Annotated in this window: 17 protein-coding genes; 9 read left to right on the forward strand and 8 right to left on the reverse strand. The window is 73.5% G+C overall.

Going from position 1 to position 21,628, the window contains the following annotated elements:
* Window positions 1-12: 12 nt before the first annotated feature.
* Window positions 13-1,521: an LVIVD repeat-containing protein gene (locus ACIBNE_RS30825; RefSeq protein ID WP_399277366.1), complete on the reverse strand. Its 1,509-nt coding sequence runs from the start codon at window positions 1,519-1,521 to the stop codon at window positions 13-15.
* Between the two features lie 177 nt (window positions 1,522-1,698).
* Here ACIBNE_RS30825 and ACIBNE_RS30830 point away from each other — a divergent pair, with 177 nt between their 5' ends.
* Window positions 1,699-2,487 carry a DUF305 domain-containing protein gene (locus tag ACIBNE_RS30830; protein WP_399277367.1) on the forward strand — a complete coding sequence of 263 codons (789 nt, stop codon included), beginning with the start codon at window positions 1,699-1,701 and terminating at the stop codon, window positions 2,485-2,487.
* Window positions 2,488-2,576: 89 nt separating this feature from the next.
* Complete coding sequence (locus ACIBNE_RS30835) at window positions 2,577-3,935, forward strand: FAD-dependent oxidoreductase (protein ID WP_399277369.1); 1,359 nt, start codon at window positions 2,577-2,579, stop codon at window positions 3,933-3,935.
* A gap of 19 nt (window positions 3,936-3,954) precedes the next feature.
* On the opposite strand, the gene ACIBNE_RS30840 is transcribed toward ACIBNE_RS30835, so the two are convergent.
* Window positions 3,955-4,320: an ArsR/SmtB family transcription factor gene (locus tag ACIBNE_RS30840; protein WP_399277370.1), complete on the reverse strand. Its 366-nt coding sequence runs from the start codon at window positions 4,318-4,320 to the stop codon at window positions 3,955-3,957.
* Between the two features lie 148 nt (window positions 4,321-4,468).
* On the opposite strand from ACIBNE_RS30840, the gene ACIBNE_RS30845 reads away from it, so the two are divergent.
* The gene (locus ACIBNE_RS30845) at window positions 4,469-5,548 is read left to right on the forward strand and encodes an NADH:flavin oxidoreductase/NADH oxidase (RefSeq protein ID WP_399277372.1); all 1,080 of its coding nucleotides are present in this window, start codon (window positions 4,469-4,471) and stop codon (window positions 5,546-5,548) included.
* Window positions 5,549-5,598: 50 nt separating this feature from the next.
* On the opposite strand, the gene ACIBNE_RS30850 is transcribed toward ACIBNE_RS30845, so the two are convergent.
* From ACIBNE_RS30850 to ACIBNE_RS30860, 3 genes are read right to left on the reverse strand one after another with little or no spacing between them, the layout of a single operon-like run.
* A complete protein-coding gene (locus tag ACIBNE_RS30850; protein ID WP_399277374.1) occupies window positions 5,599-6,672 on the reverse strand; it encodes a hypothetical protein in 1,074 nt (357 codons plus the stop codon).
* Window positions 6,673-6,716: 44 nt separating this feature from the next.
* Entirely contained in the window at window positions 6,717-8,792 is a 2,076-nt protein-coding gene (locus ACIBNE_RS30855; protein ID WP_399277376.1) for a neutral/alkaline non-lysosomal ceramidase N-terminal domain-containing protein, read from the reverse strand.
* On the reverse strand, window positions 8,789-9,604 hold the full coding sequence (locus ACIBNE_RS30860) for a class II aldolase/adducin family protein (RefSeq protein ID WP_399277378.1): 816 nt from the start codon (window positions 9,602-9,604) through the stop codon (window positions 8,789-8,791). Before ACIBNE_RS30860 ends, ACIBNE_RS30855 begins: the two co-directional genes overlap by 4 nt.
* A 151-nt stretch (window positions 9,605-9,755) precedes the next feature.
* On the opposite strand from ACIBNE_RS30860, the gene ACIBNE_RS30865 reads away from it, so the two are divergent.
* The 5 genes from ACIBNE_RS30865 to ACIBNE_RS30885 all read left to right on the forward strand — a co-directional run bounded on the left by ACIBNE_RS30865 (window position 9,756) and on the right by ACIBNE_RS30885 (window position 14,613).
* Window positions 9,756-10,472, forward strand: coding sequence for a TetR/AcrR family transcriptional regulator (locus tag ACIBNE_RS30865; RefSeq protein ID WP_399277379.1), 717 nt, complete (start codon window positions 9,756-9,758; stop codon window positions 10,470-10,472).
* A 134-nt stretch (window positions 10,473-10,606) separates the two neighbouring features.
* Window positions 10,607-11,692, forward strand: coding sequence for a WD40/YVTN/BNR-like repeat-containing protein (locus tag ACIBNE_RS30870; RefSeq protein WP_399277381.1), 1,086 nt, complete (start codon window positions 10,607-10,609; stop codon window positions 11,690-11,692).
* Between the two features lie 100 nt (window positions 11,693-11,792).
* Window positions 11,793-12,455, forward strand: coding sequence for a uracil-DNA glycosylase (locus ACIBNE_RS30875; RefSeq protein WP_399277771.1), 663 nt, complete (start codon window positions 11,793-11,795; stop codon window positions 12,453-12,455).
* Window positions 12,452-13,507: an N-acetylglucosamine kinase gene (locus ACIBNE_RS30880; protein WP_399277382.1), complete on the forward strand. Its 1,056-nt coding sequence runs from the start codon at window positions 12,452-12,454 to the stop codon at window positions 13,505-13,507. The genes ACIBNE_RS30875 and ACIBNE_RS30880 overlap by 4 nt, the downstream gene beginning before the upstream one ends.
* A 182-nt stretch (window positions 13,508-13,689) precedes the next feature.
* A complete protein-coding gene (locus tag ACIBNE_RS30885) occupies window positions 13,690-14,613 on the forward strand; it encodes a sirohydrochlorin chelatase (protein WP_399277384.1) in 924 nt (307 codons plus the stop codon).
* A gap of 162 nt (window positions 14,614-14,775) precedes the next feature.
* On the opposite strand, the gene ACIBNE_RS30890 is transcribed toward ACIBNE_RS30885, so the two are convergent.
* Both ACIBNE_RS30890 and ACIBNE_RS30895 read right to left on the reverse strand, forming a co-directional pair.
* Window positions 14,776-15,831, reverse strand: a complete 1,056-nt coding sequence (locus tag ACIBNE_RS30890) for a lactonase family protein (protein WP_399277386.1) — start codon at window positions 15,829-15,831, stop codon at window positions 14,776-14,778.
* Between the two features lie 214 nt (window positions 15,832-16,045).
* Entirely contained in the window at window positions 16,046-17,533 is a 1,488-nt protein-coding gene (locus ACIBNE_RS30895) for an FUSC family protein (protein WP_399277388.1), read from the reverse strand.
* Between the two features lie 239 nt (window positions 17,534-17,772).
* Here ACIBNE_RS30895 and ACIBNE_RS30900 point away from each other — a divergent pair, with 239 nt between their 5' ends.
* On the forward strand, window positions 17,773-18,267 hold the full coding sequence (locus tag ACIBNE_RS30900; RefSeq protein ID WP_399277390.1) for an Lrp/AsnC family transcriptional regulator: 495 nt from the start codon (window positions 17,773-17,775) through the stop codon (window positions 18,265-18,267).
* A gap of 78 nt (window positions 18,268-18,345) precedes the next feature.
* Here ACIBNE_RS30900 and ACIBNE_RS30905 read toward each other — a convergent pair whose 3' ends face one another.
* Window positions 18,346-21,615: a vWA domain-containing protein gene (locus tag ACIBNE_RS30905; RefSeq protein ID WP_399277392.1), complete on the reverse strand. Its 3,270-nt coding sequence runs from the start codon at window positions 21,613-21,615 to the stop codon at window positions 18,346-18,348.
* Between the last annotated feature and the right edge of the window lie 13 nt (window positions 21,616-21,628).

The raw sequence follows: 21,628 nt of genomic DNA on the forward strand, positions 1-21,628 counted from the left end.
GGGTTCCCGGAATCAGTCGCGGTCGAAGTAGTCCGGCTGCGTCTGGACGTTCAGCTCGTCCAGCCGGACGCGCTTCGCCGCATCGGTCCGCTTGTCGTCGATCCTCAGGACGTCGAAGCCCTTGGCCATGTCGTTGGAGTAGACGTAGCCGTTGTAGTAGTACGCCGACCAGGAGCCGCCGCCGACCAGGGTCCCGGTCGAGATCGGGCCGCGCTCGAAGTAGCCGATCTCCTTCGGGCGCGAGGAGTCGGTGAAGTCCCAGACGGAGACGCCGCCCTGGTACCACGCCTGGACCATCAGGTCCTTGCCCTTGACCGGGATCAGCGAGCCGTTGTGGGCCACGCAGTTCTCGGTGTCCGCCTGGTGGCGGGGGATCTTGTAGTAGCTGCGGAAGACGAGCTTGCGCTTGTCGCCCTTGCCGACGATGTCGTAGATGCCGTTCGCGCCGCGCTTCGGGCCGACCTCGGCGTTGCAGGTCGGGGCGCCGCCGCCGCCGAGCTCGTCGGTGAAGACGACCTTGTTCGCCTTCTGGTTGAACGTCGCCGAGTGCCAGAACGCGAAGTTCACGTTGTCCTGGACCTGGTCGATCACCCTGGGCCGCTCCGGGTCCTTGATGTCGAAGAGGATGCCGTCGCCCATGCAGGCGCCGGCCGCCAGGTCCTTGGAGGGCAGCACCGTCAGGTCGTGGCAGCCGGTGGTCTTGGAGACGCCCGGGTTGGTGGGCGCGCCCGGGTTGCCGCCGCCGTCGGGACCGCTGCCGGGGAACAGCACGGGGAAGTCGATGACGGCCGCCTTCTGCGGGGCCTTGCGCGGCACCTTCACGATGGAGATGCCGTCGTGCGGGGGCTGGCAGTCCGGGTACGCGGCGCTGGGCGCGTACGAGGACACGTACACGTACACGTTCCTGCGCTCGGGCACGATCGTGTTGGTGTGCGAGCCGCACGCCGTCTCGACGGCGGCGACGTAGCGCGGGCTGCGCTTGTCGCTGATGTCGAAGACCTTGATGCCCTCCCACGAGGACTTCTCCGTCGCGGGCTGCGAGGTGCTGGCACAGGAGTCGTCGCTGCGCGACGAGTCCGTGGACAGGAACAGCAGGTCCCCGGAGACGGAGACGTCGTTCTGCGAGCCGGGGCAGAGGACCTGGGCGACGGTCCTGGGGGCCCTCGGGTTGCTGATGTCGAAGATCCGGAAGCCGTCGTAGTTGCCCGCGAAGGCGTACTTGCCCTGGAACGCCAGGTCCGAGTTGGTCCCCTTGAGCGCGTCCTTGGGGATGTTCGCGAGGTGCGTGATGTTCTCGCTGTGGACGATCTCGTCCTGGCCGGGTATCTCACCGCTCCTGATCGCCGCCCTGGCCTCCGCCTGTGCCTGCTCGGAGACGGTCTTCTCGACCGCCGGCGCGTCACCGGGGTCCGGCGTCGCGACGGCGGGTCCCGCCGAGAGCAGCGTCGCGAAGAGCCCGGCGGCGGCCGCGGCCACCGCCAGACGTCTGCGCCGCCCCCGGGTGGTGTGCAACGAAGTCACTGCGTCCTCCCTTGTATCCGTTCCTGCTCGAACGGTTCACGGACGTCGGCAGTATGGTCCTCATCATGCACATCTCAATAGACGGCAACGGAGATGTAATGAAAGTTTTTGATCAAATGCGTGCGTAAGCGTGCTAGGAACGGTCACCAACTACCCGTACGCCCTTAGGAGGTCGCCGTGTCGATCCGCAGACCCGCTCTCGCGCCGGTGGTCGTCGCCCTCACCGCCCTCTCCGTGCTCGCCCTCGGCGCCTGCGACTCGGGCGACGGCGGCGGCAGCGGGAACGGCGGCGGCAGCGGCACGGGCGCGAGCGCCAAGTCCGTTGCGGGCGGCGGCCCTTCGGTGGTCGCACCCGGAAAGCCGGGCGAGCCCGCGAAGACCCTGTCCGCCGAGGAGGCGGCCAGGGCGACCCCGTCCGACGAGCCCAACTCCGCCGACTACGACTACGCGGAGATGATGATCGTCCACCACACCCAGGCCCTCACCATGACCGAGCTGGTGCCCGGCCGGGCCGCCTCCCCCAAGCTCAAGGCGCTCGCCGACCGCATCACCGCCGCGCAGAAGCCGGAGATCGCCGCGATGCGCGGCTGGCAGCAGGTCAACGGCGCCGACCGGCGCAAGAAGCCGGGGAAGGGACAGGGCGGCGGGCACGGATCCGCTCACGGCGGCGCGCACGGCACCCCGGAGACGGACGCGAGCCCGGACACCGGCAAGGCCCCCGGCAAGCACGACCACGCCTCCATGCCGGGCATGGCCACCGCCGCCCAGCTCGGCCAGCTGCGCGCCGCCCGGGGACCGGCCTTCGACCGGCTCTTCCTGAAGCTGATGATCACCCACCACCAGGGGGCAGTGACCATGGCCACCGACGTCCTGTCGCAGGGGAACAACGTCCTGGTCGAGGAGATGGCGAACGACGTGGTCGCCACCCAGACCACCGAGATCAACCGGATGCGCTCCATGAGCTGACCCTCCGCACCACGCTCCCCCCGCGCACACCTCCCCCTGCGCGCGCCCCGGTGCGATGCTGGAGGGACCCCGCGGGAAGGAGCACCACCGTGCTTCACGTCGCTGTCGTCGGTTCCGGGCCCAGCGGCGTCTACGCCGCGCAGTCCCTCGTCCAGCAGACCTCGGTCCCCGACGTGCGGGTCCTGGTCCTCGACCGGCTCCCGTGCCCGTACGGCCTGGTGCGCTACGGCGTCGCGCCCGACCACGAGAAGATCAAGTCGCTCCAGAACAACCTGCGGGCGGTCCTGGAGGACGAACGGATCGGCTTCGTCGGCAACGTGGAGGTGGGACCCGGGGGTCTGCGCCCCGAGTGGCTGCGCACGCACTTCCACGCGGTGGTCTACTGCGTCGGCGCCGCCGTCGACCGCAAACTCGGCGTCCCGGGCGAGGAGTTGTACGGCAGCCACTCGGCCACCGACTTCGTCTCCTGGTACAGCGCGCACCCCGACGCCGTGGGCAACGGCTTCGCGCTGGAGGCCCGTTCGGCCGTGGTGGTCGGGGTCGGCAACGTGGCGGTGGACGTGGCGCGGATCCTCGCGCGCGGCGCCGACGAGCTGCGCCCCACCGACGTGCCCCACGCGGCGCTCGGAGCGCTCGCGGCCAGCGGGGTGCGCGCGGTGCACATGGTGGGCCGACGGGGTCCTTCGCAGGCCAAGTTCACCACCAAGGAGCTGCGGGAGCTCGGGGCGCTGCCGAAGGCGGACGTGGCCGTGGATCCGGCCGAGCTGACGCTCGACCCCGCGTACGCGGACCCGGCGGGGCTGCCCGCGGTGAACCGGCGCAACGTGGAGGTGCTGCGCGGCTGGGCGGACGCGGAGGCCGGCGAGGGGGGCACGCCCGCCGAGCGGCGGCTCGCGCTGCGCTTCTTCCTGCGGCCCGTGGAGATCGTCGGGGACGGCGCCGGGCGGGTGGCCGGGGTGCGGTTCGAGCGGACGCTGCCGGACGGGCGGGGCGGGGTGCGCGGCTCGGGGACGTACGAGGTGATCGAGGCGCAGCTGGTGCTGCGGGCGGTCGGCTACCGCGGTTCGCCGCTGGCCGGGCTGCCGTTCGACGCCGGGTCGGGGACCGTGCCGCACCTCGCGGGGCGGGTGCTGCGGGACGGGGCGGCCTCACCGGGCGAGTACGTGGCGGGGTGGATCAAGCGCGGCCCGACCGGGGTGATCGGCACCAACAGGCCGTGCGCCAAGGAGACGGTGCTCTCGCTCCTCGCGGACGCGCCCGATCTCGTACGGCGCCGCCTGCCCGGGGAACCACTGGAGGCCGTACGGGAGTTGGGCCTTTCGCCCGTGCAGTGGCCGGGGTGGCTGGCGATCGAGGCGGCGGAGGCGGCGCTGGGCGCGTCGCTCGGCCGCCGGACGGTGAAGATCCCGGACTGGGCGGGGCTGCTGGGCGCGGCGGGCGGACGGTAGCCGCCCCGGCCCGCTCCCCTCACGCCTTCGCCGCGCGCTCCTCCTGGCGCTCCGTCTGGCGCTCCGCCTGGCGGTCCGCCGACGCCAGCACGCTCGCCAGCAGCCCGGGGAACAGCTCGTCGAGGTCGCCCGTGCGCAGCCCGCTCATCTTCGCCGTGCCCCGGTAGCACTGCCGGATCACACCGCTCTCGCGCAGCACGCGGAAGTGGTGCGTGGTGGTCGACTTGGTGACGGGCAGCTCGAAGTACGAGCAGGCCAGCTCGGACTCCGACCTCGCCAGCTCGCACACGATCTGGAGCCGCATCGGGTCGGAGAGCGCGTGCAGCACGCCTTCCAGACGGATCTCGTCGCGCTCGGGATGGGCCAGTTCGCGGGCGGTGCTCACGGCGGCTCCACTTCTTCGTCCGGGGGAGGGTGCGGGAAATCCATTGTACGAGACCTCTCGTAGTTTGACATCTTGCGTACTACGATGAGTATCGTACGAAGCGAGCCGGTCCCGCCCGGTCTTTCGAACCTCTTCCTAGGAGTCTGCCGTGAGCGCGCTGTTCGAGCCCTACACCCTGCGGTCCGTCACTGTCCCCAACCGCGTCTGGATGGCCCCGATGTGCCAGTACAGCGCCGAGGTGTTCGGCCCGAACGCGGGCGTGGCGCACGACTGGCACTTCGCCCACTACGCCGCCCGCGCCGTCGGCGGCACCGGCCTCGTCCTGGTCGAGGCCACGGCGGTGAGCCCCGAGGGCCGCATCTCCCCCGCCGACCTCGGCATCTGGAACGACACCCAGGTCGAGGCGTTCCGCCGGATCACCACGTTCCTGAAGGGCCAGGGCACCGTCCCCGGCATCCAGATCGGCCACGCCGGGCGCAAGGCGTCCACCGACCGCCCCTGGAAGGGCGGCGCCCCGGTCGGCGCCGACGACCACGGCTGGCAGCCGGTCGGGCCCAGCCCCCTCCCCTTCGACGAGGGCCACCCCGTTCCGACCGAGCTGACGGCCGACCAGATCCAGGGCGTCGTCGCCGACTTCGCCGCCGCCGCCGGACGGGCCGTCGCCGCTGGCTTCGACGTCCTCGAAGTGCACGGCGCGCACGGCTACTTGATCGGCGAGTTCCTCTCCCCGCACTCCAACCACCGCACCGACTCCTACGGCGGCTCCTTCGAGAACCGCACGCGCCTCGCGCTCGAAGTCGTGGACGCCGTGCGGAAGGTGTGGCCCGAGGACAAGCCGCTGTTCTTCCGCATCTCCGCGACCGACTGGCTGGAGGACAAGGGCTGGACCGCGGACGAGACGGTGCGCTTCTCCGCACTGCTCAAGGAGCACGGCGTCGACCTGCTCGACGTCTCGACCGGCGGCAACGCGCCCCGCGTCAGCATCCCCACTGGCCCCGGCTACCAGGTTCCCTTCGCCGCCCGGGTCCGCGCCGAGACGGGTCTGCCGGTCGCGGCCGTCGGCCTGATCACGGAGGCGGAGCAGGCGGAGAAGATCATCGCCAACGGCGAGGCGGACGCGGTCCTGCTCGGCCGCGAGCTGCTGCGCAACCCGTCGTGGGCACGGCACGCCGCCCGCACGCTGGGCGGCGACGTGCACGTGCCGGACCAGTACCACCGCTCCGTCTGAAACGGTACGGGGGTACGGGGGGCGCCCCCCGTACCCCCGAAGTACGGGCGCTACCAGTCGCCGTCCGCGACCGGCTTGCCGGGGCCCAGGTGCTTCGTCTGGCCCGGCGTCGGGTCCTGCCACGGCTCGTGGTCGTCGCCGAGCCACTCGCCGACCGGCTTCACGTCGCCGAGGGTGTCCGTCGGGGCGAGGTCGGCCGCGCCCTCGTCGTAGTAGTCGAACCAGGGCAGCCCCGCCTTCGTGTAGGCGGCGCGGTCGGCCGGGGTCGCGGGGGGCTCCTCGCCGGTGATGCGCCGCCACTCGGGCGGCGTGACCATGTGGACGAAGATCCGCCCCGCCGGTTCGACGGCCCAGTCGGCCGCGGGACGGGTGTCCCGGTACACCTCCTGGCGCATCGAGCCGCCCACGCCCAGGCCCATCGCGGCGGGCGCCTTCGGCCCGGGGCGGGGGACCGCCCCGGGCCGCGGCCCGGCGGCGTACGCCATGGCGGGCGCGGCGGGCGGCGCGCCCGCGAAGCCGTACCCCCCACCGGGCGCCGCGCCGGGCGCGGGCGGCGGGACGGCCGCGCGCTCGGCCGCCGCGCGCTGCTCCTCGCGCCAGCGCGCCAGGGCCCGCTCCGAGAGCCCGAACGACTGCAGTTGCAGCCCGCCCCACGTCTCCTCCCCCGTGACCTGGCCCTCCACCGTCGCACCGAGCCCGAGCGGCACCGCCACGAACTGGCGGACCGTCCCCTTGCCCGAGTTGATCCCGTCCAGCCAGGGCTGGCGCGGCAGCACCACGTAGTTCTGCGGGGTCCGCGACAGCCGCGCGCTCCACGGCTTGCCCGACACCGCGCACACCTTGCCGACGCCAACCTGGAGCGCCGCGGGCTCGGTCGTGCCGGAGAAGCTGAGCCACATCGCCTCGCGCAGGTACACCGGCAGCATCACGCCGCCGCGCGCCAGCCACTCCCGCGGCGCCGTGTCCGGATAGTCCTCGACACGGCGCAGCGGGAAGCAGCCGAGCCCCGGCGGCAGGCCGTAGGTGCCCTGTTCGGGCAGCCGCAGTGTCCGCATGAACCTGACGCGTGCCCCGCCGGGCAGCAACAGGCTGTCTCCGTCGATCCGTGCCGTCCCGATCGCCACCGGTTCACTCCCCTCGGCGCGCGTGTTCCGCCGCGCGCGCGTTCCTATGGAGAGAGAACGCCACGCCCGTGGTCTCCGGTTCCACTCGCGCCCGGCCGCATCGGGTCCGGGTCCCGCCCGAGTTCGAACTCCGCGCTCTCCCCCGTGAAGGGCCCGGCGGCCGTGTCGCCGTGGTAGCGGATGCGGTACGGGCCGGAAACCGCGTCCGGCGGGAACGTCCAGGTGATCCACACGGTGGAGGAGGCGGCGCCGGTCCGCGCCCAGCGGAAGGTGGTCGACCAGTCCCGGTCGTCGGCGACGGACACCCAACTCCCTTTACGGCCGGTGCCGTCCGCATCGCCCGTGCTGCCGGTGCCGCCAGTGCGATGCTCGACCGTGAGGAACGTGCCGCCCCTGCGCAGGTCGTTGCCCGGATGCGCGCCCACGAAGCTCGCCGTCACCCGGCCGTCCGCCACCACCAGCGCGAGCGGATCACCGAACGCCCGCCCGGGGTGCGGGACTTCGGGCGGCCTTCCGTGCGCGTGGCCCCGGTGGACGCGGCGCGGCGGGCCCAGGGGTTCCGGCGTTCCGCGTCCGACCGGCCTGCCGTCGCGCATGGCCTCGGCGAGGGCCGCCGCGGTCTGGCGGAGCGCGGGCAGCTCCCAGCGCCCGAAGAGCGTCGAGCCGCCCTCGTACTCCTGGACGTCGTATTCCTCCGGGGTCGTCACGTAGTGCAGGTACGCGTTGCTGTACCCGGCGACCAGGACGTCCCGCAGGTCGGCGCCGACGATCGCGGCGACGGTGCGGCGCAGCCGCAGGCCCGCCACGATCGTCACCTCGGCGGGGACGCCGATCAGGTACAGCCGTCCGATGCGCAGGAGTTGGACGGGCGCGCGCTCCTGGACCATCGGGCGCAGCCGGTTGACCGGCCCCGCGGGGAGCACGATGCCCTTGGGGGCCTGGGCGTCGCGGAGTTTCGGCGCGAGGGGGTAGAGCAGCCGTCGCGACAGCGTGTCCCACAGGGGGTTGGAGCGGGGCCTGAAGCCCTTGAAGGCGGGGCCGTCGGACCTGGCGCCCGCGAAGGCGGCGGCTCCGGCGCAGGGCGGCGAGGTGCGGTGCGGCCTGCCGTCGCCGGTGAACCCGGGTGCGACGAGCGTGTGAGAGAGGTCGATGTGGGTGAGCCGGTGGTCGAGGGTGCCCCCGGTCTCGTCGCCGGTGAGGGCCGTCGCGGCGGCGTGCTGGCGGTCGCCGATGATCCGGGCGTTCTCGAACTGGTCGGCGGTGGGGCCGTGTCCGGGCCGAAGATGGAGGTTGGGGGACATGTCGCCCGCGTTGGTCTGGGCGAAGGCGGTGACCGCGCCCGGCTCCAGGCTCTCCCAACGGGAGGCCGCGCGGCCCTTGTTGTCCGCGCTGATCAGCCGGTTGCGGTTGGTCATGCTGGTGTTGTGGGTGGCGAACCAGTTGACGGCGCCCGCGAGCCGTCCGTCGGGGCGCTCGATGCGCAGCAGGGTGGTCTGCGGGTCGACGGCGTACGGGAAGTGGGCGCGGTCGGCGGCGGGGTTGGCGTCGAAGGCCCGCCGGGACCGGTTGGCGCTTGCGCCGTACAGCTCGCCGTGGGCCAGGCGCAGGGTCGCGGGCGCGAGGTCGGCGTGGGCGGCCAGGGCGGCCTCGGTGATGCCGTCGACGATCGCCGCGAAGGTCTCGGGGCGGAATCCCCCGGTGTTGCCGTTGTACAGCTCGTGGTGGAAGTAGCCGCCGGGACCGCAGTGGGTGTGCGTGGCGGTGATCATGACGTTGGACTCGGTGTAGCCGTCGGGCAGGCGGCGCAGGACCTCCCGCACCACTCCCGATGACATCAGCGGCAGTTCGCAGACGATCAGGAGGAGGCGGCGTGGCGCCCCGGCCCCCGGCGGCGTCCCCTCGAAGGCCCGGGGCGGCGTCTCCTCGAAGGCGAACGCGCGGGCGTGCTGGCGGGTGTGGATGCCCTCGGTGAGCTGGTCGGCCTTTCCGTAGCCGAGCATGCCGCACTCGGCCGCCTCTCCGGTGATGTCGGCGATGCCGACCCCGACGCGGGTGGCCCCGCCACCGGCACCGGTCACGTCGGCATCGGCATCGGCATCGGCGCGCGCGTGGCGGCTCACCCGAAGAGGTCCGGGTCGGACGCCTGGATCTGGTCGTACAGCGGCTGCGCCTGGAACCAGCCCGCGAAGGCGCCGCCGAGCTGTCCCCTGGTGTGCAGCGCGGTCTCCCGGTCGATGTGCTTGGGCGTGCCCGCGGCCATGGCGAGGAGCTGGGCCTGGCAGGAGCGCTCCATGGTGATGAACCACCAGACGGCCTCGGCCACTGTCTGACCGACCGTCAGCAGGCCGTGGTTCTGGAGGATCACGGCCTTGTGCGGGCCGAGGGCGGCGCCGATGCGCTTGCCCTCCTCCGCGTCGCTGACCACGCCACGGTAGTCGGCGTACATGCCGTGGTCCTCGAAGAAGGCGCAGGCGTCCTGGGTGATGGGGTCGAGCGGGATCCCGAGGCTGGAGAACGCCTTGCCGTACAACGAGTGGGAGTGCGCGGCGGCGAGCGCGTCGGGGCGGGCCCGGTGGACGGCGGCGTGGATGACGAAGGCGGCGCGGTTCACCGGGCGCCCGCCGTGCAGCAGGTTGCCCTCGTGGTCGACGAGGATCAGATCGGAGGCCTTGATCTGGCCGAAGCTCATGCCGAACGGGTTGACCCAGAAGGCGTCGGGGTTCTCCGGGTCGCGGACGGTGATGTGGCCCGCGACGCCCTCCGAGAAGCCGAACTTCCCGAACAGCCGGAAACCCGCAGCCAGTTGCTCCTTGCGGTACTGGCGTTCCTCGTCGGGCGACGCGAAGGACGGCGGGGTCGGGACCGTGACGCCCTCGGGCAGCGGCCCGGCGGCCGCGGCAACGACCTGGGCGGGGGTGGGTGCGTCGGACATGTGGGCGCTCCTCGGCTCTCGGGGCTCACTGGAACACGCGGGTTCCCGGGCTCTCGGAGCCCGCGGGCAATCGGATACATTCATGTATCCGTTTCCGCGCCGGATGCTTTCCGAGCCCGGGTGCGCTGTCAAGGGGCGAGGGGGTTCCTGGATGCCGAAGGGGACGACCAAGCGGCGGCCGCAGACGCTCGCGCGGCTGCTCGACGCCGGGCTGCGGGTCTTCGCCGACGCGGGGTTCGAGGGCGCCCGCATCGAGGACGTCTGCCGTCTCGCCGGGTACACGCGGGGCGCCTTCTACTCCAACTTCTCCTCCAAGGACGAGCTGTTCTTCGCCCTGTTCGAGGCGCACGCGGCGCGTGAGCTGGGGCGGATCGCGGGGCTGGCGGAGGAACTGACCGAAGGGCCGGGCGGCGGACAGGTGGAGGGGCCGGGCGCGCGGTCGGCCGAGGGGCCGGGCGGCGGGTCCGGCGGCGGGCACGGCAGCGGTGCGCTGACGCTCGACGCGGTCGCCGGGCTCCTCGCCCGCGTCGAGCCCGACGAGCGCACCTGGTTCCTGATCACCACGGAGTTCACGCTGTACGCGATCCGCAACCCGGCCGCGGCGTCCGCGCTCGCCGACCACGACGCGCGGCTGCGGGAGCGCGCGGCGCCGCTGCTGCGCGGGCTGCTCGCGCGGGCGGGGCTGCGGCTGCGGCCCGGGGTCGCGGCCGACGAGGTCGTACGGGCCGTGATCGCGCTGCGCGAGGGGTCGCTGGGGCAGGCGTACGTGGAGCCTGGGCGCACGGCCCCGGGCGAGCTGGCCGAGCGCTTCCTGCCCGCCCTGCTGGCTTCCGTGACGTGCCCTGTGACCTGCGACGACGCCTGCTGAACCGGCCATTGTCAGTGGGTCGGTGCAGACTGACACCTATCCGCATTCCGTGGTTCCGCGGCCCTGCGTTCCCGGCAGTTCCGCAGCTCCACGGCTCCGCGACAACGACGTCCGGACTTATGGAGGTGTCGGCCATGACCGACGTACTGCTCACCGTGGGCACGCGCAAGGGCCTGTTCATCGGCCGCAGGCGAGGCGGCGCGTGGACGTTCGACGAGCCCTGTTTCAACGCCCAGGCGATCTACTCGGTCGCCATCGACACCAGGGGGCCCGCTCCCCGGCTGCTGGCCGGGGGCGACAGCGCGCACTGGGGCCCCTCGGTGTTCCACTCCGACGACCTCGGCCGCACCTGGACCGAGCCGTCCCGACCGGCCGTGAAGTTCCCGGAGTTCACCGGGGCGTCGCTGGAGCGGGTCTGGCAGCTCCACCCGGCGGGCGCCGAGGCCCCCGACGTGGTGTACGCGGGCACGGAACCGGCCGCGCTGTTCAAATCGACCGACCGGGGCGAGTCCTTCGAGCTGGTACGGCCCCTGTGGGAGCATCCGACCCGCTCCCGCTGGGTGCCGGGCGGGGGCGGCGAGGGGCTGCACACCATCCTCACCGACGCGCGCGACCGGGAGGCCGTGACGGTCGCGGTCTCCACGGCGGGGGTGTTCCGCACCCGCGACGGCGGCGCGAGCTGGGACCCGGCGAACAAGGGCGTGAGCGCGGTGTTCCTGCCCGACCAGAACCCGGAGTTCGGCCAGTGCGTGCACAAGGTGACCCGGGACGCGGCCGACCCCGACCGGCTCTACCTCCAGAACCACTGGGGCGTGTTCCGCAGTGACGACGGGGGCGGCGAGTGGACCGACATCGGCGGCGGCCTGCCGTCCGACTTCGGCTTCGCCGCCGCCGCGCATCCGCACCGGGGCGACACGGCGTACGTCTTCCCCATCGAGGCCGACTCGGACCGGGTGCCCGCCGGACACAAGTGCCGGGTGTTCCGGACCTCGGACGCGGGCAAGAGCTGGCAGCCGCTCTCCGCGGGACTCCCCGCGGAGGCGCACTACGGCACGGTGCTGCGGGACGCGCTCTGCACGGACGACGCGGACCCGGCGGGGGTGTACTTCGGCAACCGCAACGGCGAGGTGTACGCCAGCGCGGACGACGGGGAGAGCTGGCAGCGACTCGCCGAACACCTGCCGGACGTGCTCTGCGTACGGGCCGCGGTCATCGGCTGAGTCCGGTGGGGCCGGTGGGTCCGGTCCCCCGACGCACGGAGGATTGAGGGGAGGCGGCGTTGGGCCAGTAGAGTGACGCACCGTGGCAGCACGACGACCGTTGAACGAAATCATCGAGCCCGGCTGGGCGCGGGCCCTGGAGCCCGTGGCCGAACGCATCGCGGCGATGGGCGACTTCCTCCGCGCGGAGGTCGCCGCGGGACGCACCTACCTACCGGCGGGCGCGAACGTCCTGCGCGCCTTCCAACAGCCCTTCGACGAGGTGCGGGTCCTCATCGTCGGCCAGGACCCCTACCCGACGCCGGGACACGCGGTCGGACTGTCGTTCTCCGTCGCGCCCGACGTACAGCCGGTGCCGCCGTCGCTGGACAACATCTTCTGGGAGATGCACAAGGACCTCGGGCACCCCCGGCCCTCCAACGGCGACCTCACGCCGTGGGCACAGCAGGGCGTGCTGCTGCTCAACAGGGCGCTGACGACGGCGCCCCGCAAGCCGGCCGCGCACCGCGGCAAGGGCTGGGAAGAGGTGACCGAACAGGCCATCAAGGCGCTCGCCGCGCGCGGCAAGCCGCTGGTGTCCGTGCTGTGGGGACGTGACGCCCGCAACCTGCGGCCCCTGCTCGGCGACCTCCCCGCCATCGAGTCCACGCACCCCTCGCCGATGTCCGCCAACAACGGGTTCTTCGGATCGCGGCCCTTCAGCAGGACCAACGAACTGCTGGTCCGCCAGGGCGCGCAGCCGGTCGACTGGCAGCTGCCGTGACCGGGGGCCCGGGAGGCGGGGGCGGCTGGGTGCTCGGAGTGGACTCCGGGGGCTCCGGGCTGCGGATCGCCCTCGGGCCAGTGTCGGAGCCGGGGGCCGCCGCACACACCGTCGCGTCCCGGGAGCCCGTGCGCACGGGTCCCGCCGGGATCGACGCGCAGCACCTGCTGGGGCAGTTGCTGCCCGCCGTGCGCGAACTCCTGGAGCGCGCAGGGTCTCCGACGCCCGACGCGGTGGGGTCCGGAGGGGTGGCGCCCGGAGCGGTGGTGATCGACGCGGTGGCGATCGGGGCCGCCGGGACGGCGACGCTCGGGGACCGGCTCAGGGCCGAACTGCCGGGCGCGCTGCGCGATGCGCTCGGGGTGCGGCGCCTCGCGCTCGCGGCCGACGCGGTGACCGCGTACGCCGGGGCGCTCGGCCAGCGGCGCGGGGCCGTGGTCGCCGCGGGGACCGGGATGATCGCGCTCGGCACCGACCTCACGGAGGCCGGTGGCTGGCGGCGCGCGGACGGCTGGGGACACCTGCTCGGCGACTGCGGGAGCGGCGCCTGGATCGGGCGGGCCGGACTCGATGCCGCGCTGCGGGCGCACGACGGCAGGCGGGGCGGGTCCGGTGCGCTGCTCGCCCGGATGGAGGCCGTGCTGGGCACGGCGGGCGAACTGCCGGGGCTGCTCTACCCGCGCACGGACCGGGCCGCGGTGCTCGCGTCGTTCGCGCCTGAGGTGGCGCGGTGCGCCGAGGACGGGGACGCGGTCGCCGCCGGGGTGCTGCGGGGCGCCGCGCGGGAGATCGCGGCCGCCGCCGAGGCGGTGTGCCCCGAGGACGGGGCGTGCGAAGTGGCGTTGACCGGGGGCGTGTTCAAGATGGGCGACCCCGTTCTCGTACCGGTGCGGGAGGAGCTCGCCCTGCGGCTGCCGCACGCCGCCGTGGTGCCGGCCGCCGGGGATCCGCTGGCGGGAGCGCTGCGCATCGCGGCGGCACTGGCGTCGGACGGGCTGCGGCTGCCGCGCCATCCGACGATGCTGTCCCTGTACGGATCCGACGGGGCGTGAGGCCCCGGGCGCAAACCTCCGGTGATGCCGCGCGGGCGACCGTTCACGACAGAGCGTGGCATATGCAAGGCATATGACAAGTAGTGCGCGGTAAAGAATTGTTCGGATAAATACGGACAGATGTCGCAGGAGCGGCCCCTCCCCGAACAGGCCCCTGCCCAATGCCAGTAGCATGCGGGCGCATGAGCTCCCCCACTGGGCCCGCATCCGGCCTGCCTGTACGAATGCCGCGACCTCGCCAGCCCGGACGCCACCGTCGTCCGGAACCGGTGGTTGCCCCTGAGGGCGCTGCCGCACTGGTTCTCGCGGTTCCTGGAACACCCTCCTCCGCGATCCGGGGCCTCGCCGAGGAAGTCGTCAGCATCGCCCGTTCCGAGCTGCCCGGCCTCGACGCGCGCATCGGATTCCTGGACGGCGACGACGCCGAGCACCCCACCCTCTCCGGCGTCCTCGCCCACACCGTCGCCCAGCGCGCCCAGCGCCTGGAGCTGGCCAGGGCCGCCGGCCGCGAGGTCGAGGAGCCCACCGGCCCCGCCGCCGTCGTGGTGCCGCTGCTCGCGGGTCCCGACAACGCCCTGGTCCAGCGGATACGGCAGGCGATCGAGGAGAGCGGTGCCGCCGCCGAGCTGACCGACGTCCTCGGCCCCCACCCGCTGCTCGCCGAGGCCCTGCACGTACGGCTCTCCGAGGCCGGGCTCGCGCGCGCCGACCGCGCGAGGCTGTTCACCGTGGCCACCGCGGCCGACGGCATCGTGCTCGCCACGGTCGGCGGCGAGGAGGCCGTGCAGGCCGCCGGGATCACCGGAATGCTGCTCGCCGCCCGGCTCGCCGTCCCGGTGATGGCCGCCGCCCTGGACGTCGAGGGCTCCGTCGCCTCGGTCGCCGAGCAGCTGCGCGGCTCCGGCTCGGCGCAGCTGGCCCTCGCCCCCTACCTGGTGGGCCCCGAGGCCCCGCAGGAGCTGCTGGACGCCGCCGCGAAGGAGGCGGGCTGCGCGTCCGCCGAGGCGCTCGGCGCGTACCCGGCCATAGGAAAGCTGGTGCTCTCGAAGTACACGACCGCGCTGGGCATCAGCCCGCAGCAGACGCAGGGCGTCGCCCCGCGCTGACCCGCGACCCGCGTGCACGGCACGTACGGCGTCCTGTGACGTGCCGAGGGCCCGCACTCCCGCGAGTGCGGGCCCTCGGCACGTCCAGGGGAGCCGCCGCGGCGGGCCGTGACGGCCCCTCAGGGGCCCGACGGCGGCCTCCTGGTACTCGGGGGCCCCGGCTCAGACGAAGATCACGCAGGTGGCCGACGGGACGCCCTCCAGGGCGCCCGCCCTGCGCGGCACGCCCGTCTCCTCGTCGATGTCGAACCACGTCACGTCGCCGGAGCGCTCGTTCGACGCGTACAGCCTGCGGCCGCTCGGGTCGAGCGTCAGGTCGCGCGGCCAGCGGCCGCCGCACGGCACCGTCGTCACCAGCTCCGCCCGCTCCCCCGCCGCGTCGAGCGCCAGCACCGAGAGCGAGTCGTGGCCCCGGTTGGCGGTCCACAGGAACCGGCCGTCGTGCGCCACCACGACCTCCGAGGGGTGCGTCGGCTCCGTCACGTCCTCGCCGACCACCCGCGTCTCGCCGAGCGGCGTCAGCGCGCCCTCCTCCGCGTCCCAGCGGCAGACGGTCACGGTCGGCGCCAGCTCGTTCAGCACGTAGGCGTGGTGTCCGTCCGGGTGGAAGGCGAGGTGCCTGGGCCCGCTGCCGGGGCGCAGTGCCGTCTCGGCCCTGAGCGTCAGCGCGCCGCTCTCCGCGTCGAGCGCGCAGACGCGCACGGAGTCGGTGCCCAGGTCGACGCTGAGCACCAGGCGCCCGGTCGGGTCGGGGAGCACCTGGTGGGCGTGGGGCCCGGCCTGGCGCGCCGCGACGGGGCCCGAGCCCTCGTGGACCAGTACGGAAGCGGCCGGGCCGAGCGAACCGTCGGCGCGCACGGGCAGCGCGGTGACGCTGCCCGAGCCGTAGTTGGCGGTCAGCAGGTGGCCCGAGGCGAGCGCGAGGTGCGTGGGGCTCGCCCCGTCGACCGGCACCGGGGCCCCGCCGATCAGCCGGGGCACGTCGCCGGTGATGTCCAGGGCCGCCGCGGCGCCGTCCTTCGTCTCGGCGACCGCGTACAGGACGGTGCCGCCCGCGCCGTGCCCGACGGTCAGGAACGACGGATCGGCCACCGCGTCGGTCGCGCCGATCTCGGTGAGCGCCCCGGTGCGGGGGTCGACCGCGGCGGCGACGATGCCGCGGCCGCCCGTCGAGGTGAACGATCCGATGAATGCCCGCCCGGCGCTCTCGCTGCTCACCGCGGTACCCCACTTCCCGGCGGTCGCGCGCCGTTCACCGTGCGCGACCGCTCACGTACGACTGGTCGCGTGCGGAGGTCGACCGCACGCGTGCTGATCGGCCGACGGTAGCAGGGGTCTAGACCAGGTGGGCAGGTGTCAGGGGAACCGGCCGGGCCGGCCGCCGCTGCGGGCCGCGTCGAGGAGCCCGCGGCGCCTGCCGTGCCGCGCCGGTTCAGGCCGCCGACGGGGTGCGGCGCAGGACCGGGGTGAGCGCGCCCAGGGCCCGCTCCACTCCGTGGACGTGGCCGAGCGCGGCCTCGGCGCCGGGGTGCAGCTCCGGTACGGCCTGCGGCGCGGCCGGCCGCGCGGGCTCGGCGTCCGGCGAGACCAGGCAGTGCACGGCGGCCTCCACGCGCCAGCAGGCGGCGGCGAGCCTGGCGTCGTGGGAGGCGTCCGGGTCGGCGGCGACGGAGGCCAGCCCGCGCACCTCGCGCGCGCAGTCGTCGAGCAGCACCATGACCTGGCGGGCGCTCTCCTTGCGGGCGAGGAACGGGTTCAGCGGGTGGACGAGCGGGGCCAGCGAGACGCGTACGCGCCCGAGGAGCAGTTCGAGGTCGGCGACGTGCCGCGCCGGGTCGGCCGCCTCGTCACCGCCCAGGCGCCGGGCGGCGGTCGCGGTGCACTCGTGGACGCAGCGCAGGGCCCGCTGGATCCACGCGTCGGTCGCCGCGTGCGTGGTCACGGGCAGCACCAGCGCGACGCCGATCGCCGCGCCGAGCGCGCCCGCGGCCGTCTCCTCGAAGCGCAGCAGGAGCAGCCCGGGGTGCAGGACGCCGAGGAGCCCGTACAGCAGGCCCGCCATGACGGTCACGAAGAACATCATCCAGCTGTACGAGGGCGCGGCCGTGTAGAAGATCCCGAAGACGCAGACCGCGACGAGCGCGGCGGTCGGCACGGGCGCGCCGTGCAGCGGGATGGCGATCAGCAGGCCCGCCGCGATGCCGGTGACCGTGCCGACGACCCGGCGCCAGCCCCTGACCAGGGTCTCGCCGCGCGACGCGGTGTTGACGAAGATCCACCAGGCGGTGCCGACGGCCCAGTACCAGCGCTCGTGCGAGAGCACCTGTCCGGCCGCGAGCGCGATGCCGCAGGCCACCGTCGCCTGGAACGCCTGCCGCGTGGTGGGGCGGTCCAGGCCGCGCCCGGTGAGCGGGGCGGGGACCGCGGGCGGCGGGGTGCGCCGCTCGATGCACCAGAGGCCGAAGCGGACGGCCGCCGCGGACGCGATGGCCAGCGACACCGCCCCGTACAGCTCGGGCAGCTGCGCGGGAACGGCGTGCAGGAACTGCGTCACGAAGAACTGCATGAACGCGAAGATGCCGAGCGCGTGGCCGCGCGGTCCCCAGCGCCTGGCGTAGACCCCGGCGAAGACGACCGCGAGCCAGGCCGCGTCGCGCAGCGGCGGCACGTCATGCAGCACGGTGGCGAGCGCCAGGGTGGGGAAGCCGATCACGGGCAGCAGCGCGGTGGTGACCGCCTGGCCCCTGACCGTGCCGTCGCCGACGGTGAAGAGCGCGAGGAGCGCGGCGAGACCGCCGGTGATGGAGGCGGTGAGGGAGAGCCCGCAGAGCTCGGCCGCCGCCACGGCGAGGCCGATGCCCAGTACGGCGCGGAGCGAGACCCGCAGGCGGACGAGCCCCGGGTCCGGAGCGCTGAACATCCTCTTCACGACGGTCTGACCGCCCCCCTCTGCCGGTTCCGCTCTGCCGGTTCCGCACGCACATGGCAAAGGCGCCGCGGATCCCGGACCCGGCGTCGTCGCCCGGTCCGGCGCTGCGCGGCGCCATGTATATGCACAGGAAAGCATTCATGGGGCAATGGCTCAACTCGCTCTGATGCCGATGGGCCATTGGTACAGTCGATCAACGGATCACCGGGCCAGAAGGAGGCCAACGGACCATGGCGGTGGACGAGCTCGACACCCGCATCCTGCGTCTGCTGATCGAGCAGCCGCGCACCAGCGTGCGCGAGTACGCACGGATCCTCGGGATCGCCAGGGGCACCCTCCAGGCCCGGATCGACCGGATGGAACGGACCGGGGTGATCACGGCCACGGGCCCGGTCCTCTCGCCCGCCGCCCTGGGCCACCCGGTGCTGGCGTTCGTGCACATCGAGGTGACCCAGGGGCACCTGGACGAGGTCGGGGACGCGCTGGCCACGGTGCCGGAGATCATCGAGGCGTTCTCGATCACGGGCGGCGGGGACCTGCTGACCCGGGTCGTCGCCCGCGACAACGAACACCTGGAGGACGTCGTGCAGCGGCTGATCCGGTTGCCCGGCGTGGTGCGGACGCGGACCGAGATCGCGCTGCGCGAGCGGGTGCCGCAGCGGCTGCTGCCGCTGGTGGAGTCGGTGGGCAGGGCCTCGGCCGGGAGGCCGGGAAGCACCGGGTGACCGGCCGAGGCGGGAGGGCGGCCGAGGCGGGAGGGCGGTGCGGAGACTGTCCTCCCGCCCTCCCCCGCGCTCGCCCCGCTACCCCTCGCCTCCCAGCTCGTCCGCCTCGTCCGCCTCAGCCGCCTCGTCTTCGTCGAGCCCCTCCGCCGCCGTCAGCGGCCAGGGGAACCAGTCCGGCAGCTGGTCGAGGCGGCACGGCAGCTTCTTGCCGGTCTTGAGCGCGCCGATGCCCCGCACGCTCACGCCCGGCGTCGTCAACGGCTGGAAGGCCGCGTCCCTGGTGCGCCCGCTGGTGTCGACGACCCGTACCGCGAGGGTGAACTTCAGCCGGGCGGCGCGCAGCCCGAAGGACTTGGTCTCGCCCGCCGAATCGCCGAGTGCCACCCACTGCCTCTTCTCCACCGCGTACGCCTCCACGCGGTAGGAGCGCGGGTCGGTGTCGGGCCGCACGAAGACCGTGATGTCGTCGTCGCGGCCCGACGCCATGATCACCATGCGCTCCACGGTGACCGTCAGCACGCCGAACGCGCCGAGCGAGACGAAGGTGTCGGCGGGCTTGCCGACGACCGTGCCGAGCACCGCGCACGCGTCGGCGTGCTGGTTCGCGCTCTTGATCGCGCCGGGCTCGAACTCCACGACGCGGTTCACGTACCGCAGGTCGCCGATCGGCGGGGCCGGCTTGGGGACGATCACGTCCCGGCCGCCGAACTGGAGCCCGATCGCCGGGGTGACCTTGGGGTCGAAGGTGACCGTGCTGCCGTAGGTGCCGTCCAGCCCGCTGGTGAGCGGGTCCGCCCGGCCGCCGAGCACGGTCAGCCCGAAGCCCCCCGTGGTGTCCGGGTTGACCAGCACTACGTTGCCGAACCGGTCGCGCGGGGTGACGGTCACGTCGATGATCCCGGGATCGGTCTGCCGCACGTCCAGCCGGGTGTGCTCGGGCTCGGGGCGGACCTGGACCAGCGTCTCCTGCTTGGCCTCGCGGTGGAAGACCACGCCGTCGGGGGTGATGCCGGTGGCCGACACGTAGAAGGTCCGCTGCTCGGGCACCGCCGTGTCGGTGAGCGTGACCTGGTACTCGCCCGTGCCGAACGGGTCGCTCATCGCGTGCGCGTCCTCGCGGACGCCGCCGTCGATGTCCAGCCCGGCGAGCCGCGCGCCGAGCTGCTTGACCAGCAGCGGGGTCGCGTCCTGCCCCGCGAGGATCTCCTTGGCGCGCTCGATGAACTCGGGCGGCACCCGCAGGGCGGCGATCTGGTTGTTCACGGACTGCGCGGGCGCGGTGGTGGAGACGGACACGGCGGCGCCGGTGACCGGCCTGCCGCCCGCGGTGAGGCGGCCGGTGAGGGTGATCGGGTCGCCCGCGAAGTAGGTGTCGCGGTCCGGGGAGACCTGGAGCCGCAGCGTCGAGTCGACGAGCACGTCGTACACGTAGCGCTCGGTGTCGGGGCCGCCCTGTGCGTCGGCGGCCCGCGCGTCCTCCCGCGCACCGCCGTCGGCGGCGGAGTCCGCGTCCCCGATGACGCCGCCGCCCTCGGTGACCACCAGCCGCCAGGTGCCGTACCGCCGCCGCGAGCCGCCGTCGACGCCGCTCGGGTCGTCGCTGCCGCCCCCTCCCCCGCCGCAGAGGAAGTCCGGGTCGATCAGGTACATGTGCGAGCGGTCCGTGGACTTGAACGTCACCTGGGCGAACCGGCCGCTCCCGGCGTTCTCCGGGGTGATCCGCTCGCAGCTAGGGGTGAGCAGTTCGAGCCGCAGCCTGCGGGCGAAGGAGGTGTTCCAGTTGAGGACGAACGCGGCCTTGGTGTCGTACGGGGTGATGACCGCCTCGTGCAGGTTCTCCCGTCCGTCGAAGACGTACAGGCCCTCGGGGTCGGCGGGCGAGGAGGCCTTGGTGAGGCCGGCCTTGAGGGGTTCGCGCAGGGCCAGGGCGAGTTGGTGCGGGGTGATCCCGCTGGGGCCGTCGACGTTGCGGATCTGGCCGTTGACCGATCCGGTCGACAGGGTCTTCATCAGGATGTGGTCCACGTCGGTCGCGCCCTCGATGCCGTACGCGACGCTGAACAGCGAGATCTTCTTCTCGGCGAGCGAGGAGCCGAGGGGCGCGGAACCGATCGGCGGGGCGATGAACTCCAGCGGGTTGTGGGTGCCGGAGTTGTGCGCGCCGTCGCTCATCAGGATCAGCCAGCGGCGGCCCGTGTTGACGCTCACCGGGTCGGTGGCGAAGAAGGTGGTGCCCGGGGCCAGGACGTGGTCGAGGCCGTCGCCCATCGGGGTGCCGCCGATCGGGTCGACGGCGGCGATGGCGAGGCCGACGTCCGCCATCCCGGCGAGGTCGGGGATGTCCTGCACCGGCAGGACGTCGAAGCTCGCGGGGTTGCCCGCGGCCGGGAAGCGGGCGATGCCGAGCTTCCCGCCGCCGTGCCCGAAGTGCGCCAGCATGTTGAGGAAGTCCTGGGCGGCCGTGGTCAGCTCGCCCCAGCGCGATTCCTCCTTGGGGACCGGGGGCACCGGGCCCAGCGGGTCCCAGCTCATCGATCCCGAGGAGTCCAGCAGCAGGACGACCTCCAGCCGCTGGGTCGTGCCGGAGAGCGCGAGCCGCCGGTTGTGCCCCGGCGCCGTACCCACCGTGGTGTCGGGCGGCGAGACGGTCAGGTCGGCCGTGAGCTCGACCTTGCCGGTGGCGGGCGGCGTGGCGGGGGCGGCGAAGGCGATCGGCAGCGTCGCTTCGTGGGCGGGGCGGACGGTCAGCGGCAGCGCGACGCCCGCGCTGAACCCGTCCTGCGGGAGCCCGCCGACCGCGCCGACGTCCAGCGCGGCGGTGCCGTAGTTGAAGACCTTGACGCCCACCTCGTCGGTGCCGTTGATCAGCGAGACGAACGGCTGCTCGCCCGGTGTGACGTCCAGCCAGGGCTGGGCGGTTTCCGGGGCCGACTGGGCGACCGTCCAGGTGATCTTGACGGGCAGGCCCTTGTTGTCCCCCGCCGCGTTGTTGTTCCGGAAGCCGAGCTGCCAGGTCTCGGCGGAGTCCTGGTCGAAGCCCATCCGGATCAGGGTGACGCTGTCGGGCTCGGGGACGCCGATGACGTCGCCGACGTAGCCGGTGGCGCCCGCGTCGTTGAAGACCCCGGCGGTGAGCGGGCCGATCGCCACCTCGGTGCCCGCGCCCGCCTTGATGAGGAAGGTCGGCGGGACGACGGCGCCCGTGACGCACACCCGGATGAACATCATCTTGGTGTAGCCGATGGGGTTGGAGGCACCGGTGAGCTGGTCGATCGACGCGAAGCGCGTCTGGGCGGAGGCGACCTGGAGCGGTTCCACCTGTGGATCGGGATAGACGTGGAAGGTCATGGGATTCCCCATC

It is taken from the genome of Streptomyces sp. NPDC050504, from assembly GCF_044458065.1.
Taxonomy (GTDB): domain Bacteria; phylum Actinomycetota; class Actinomycetes; order Streptomycetales; family Streptomycetaceae; genus Streptomyces.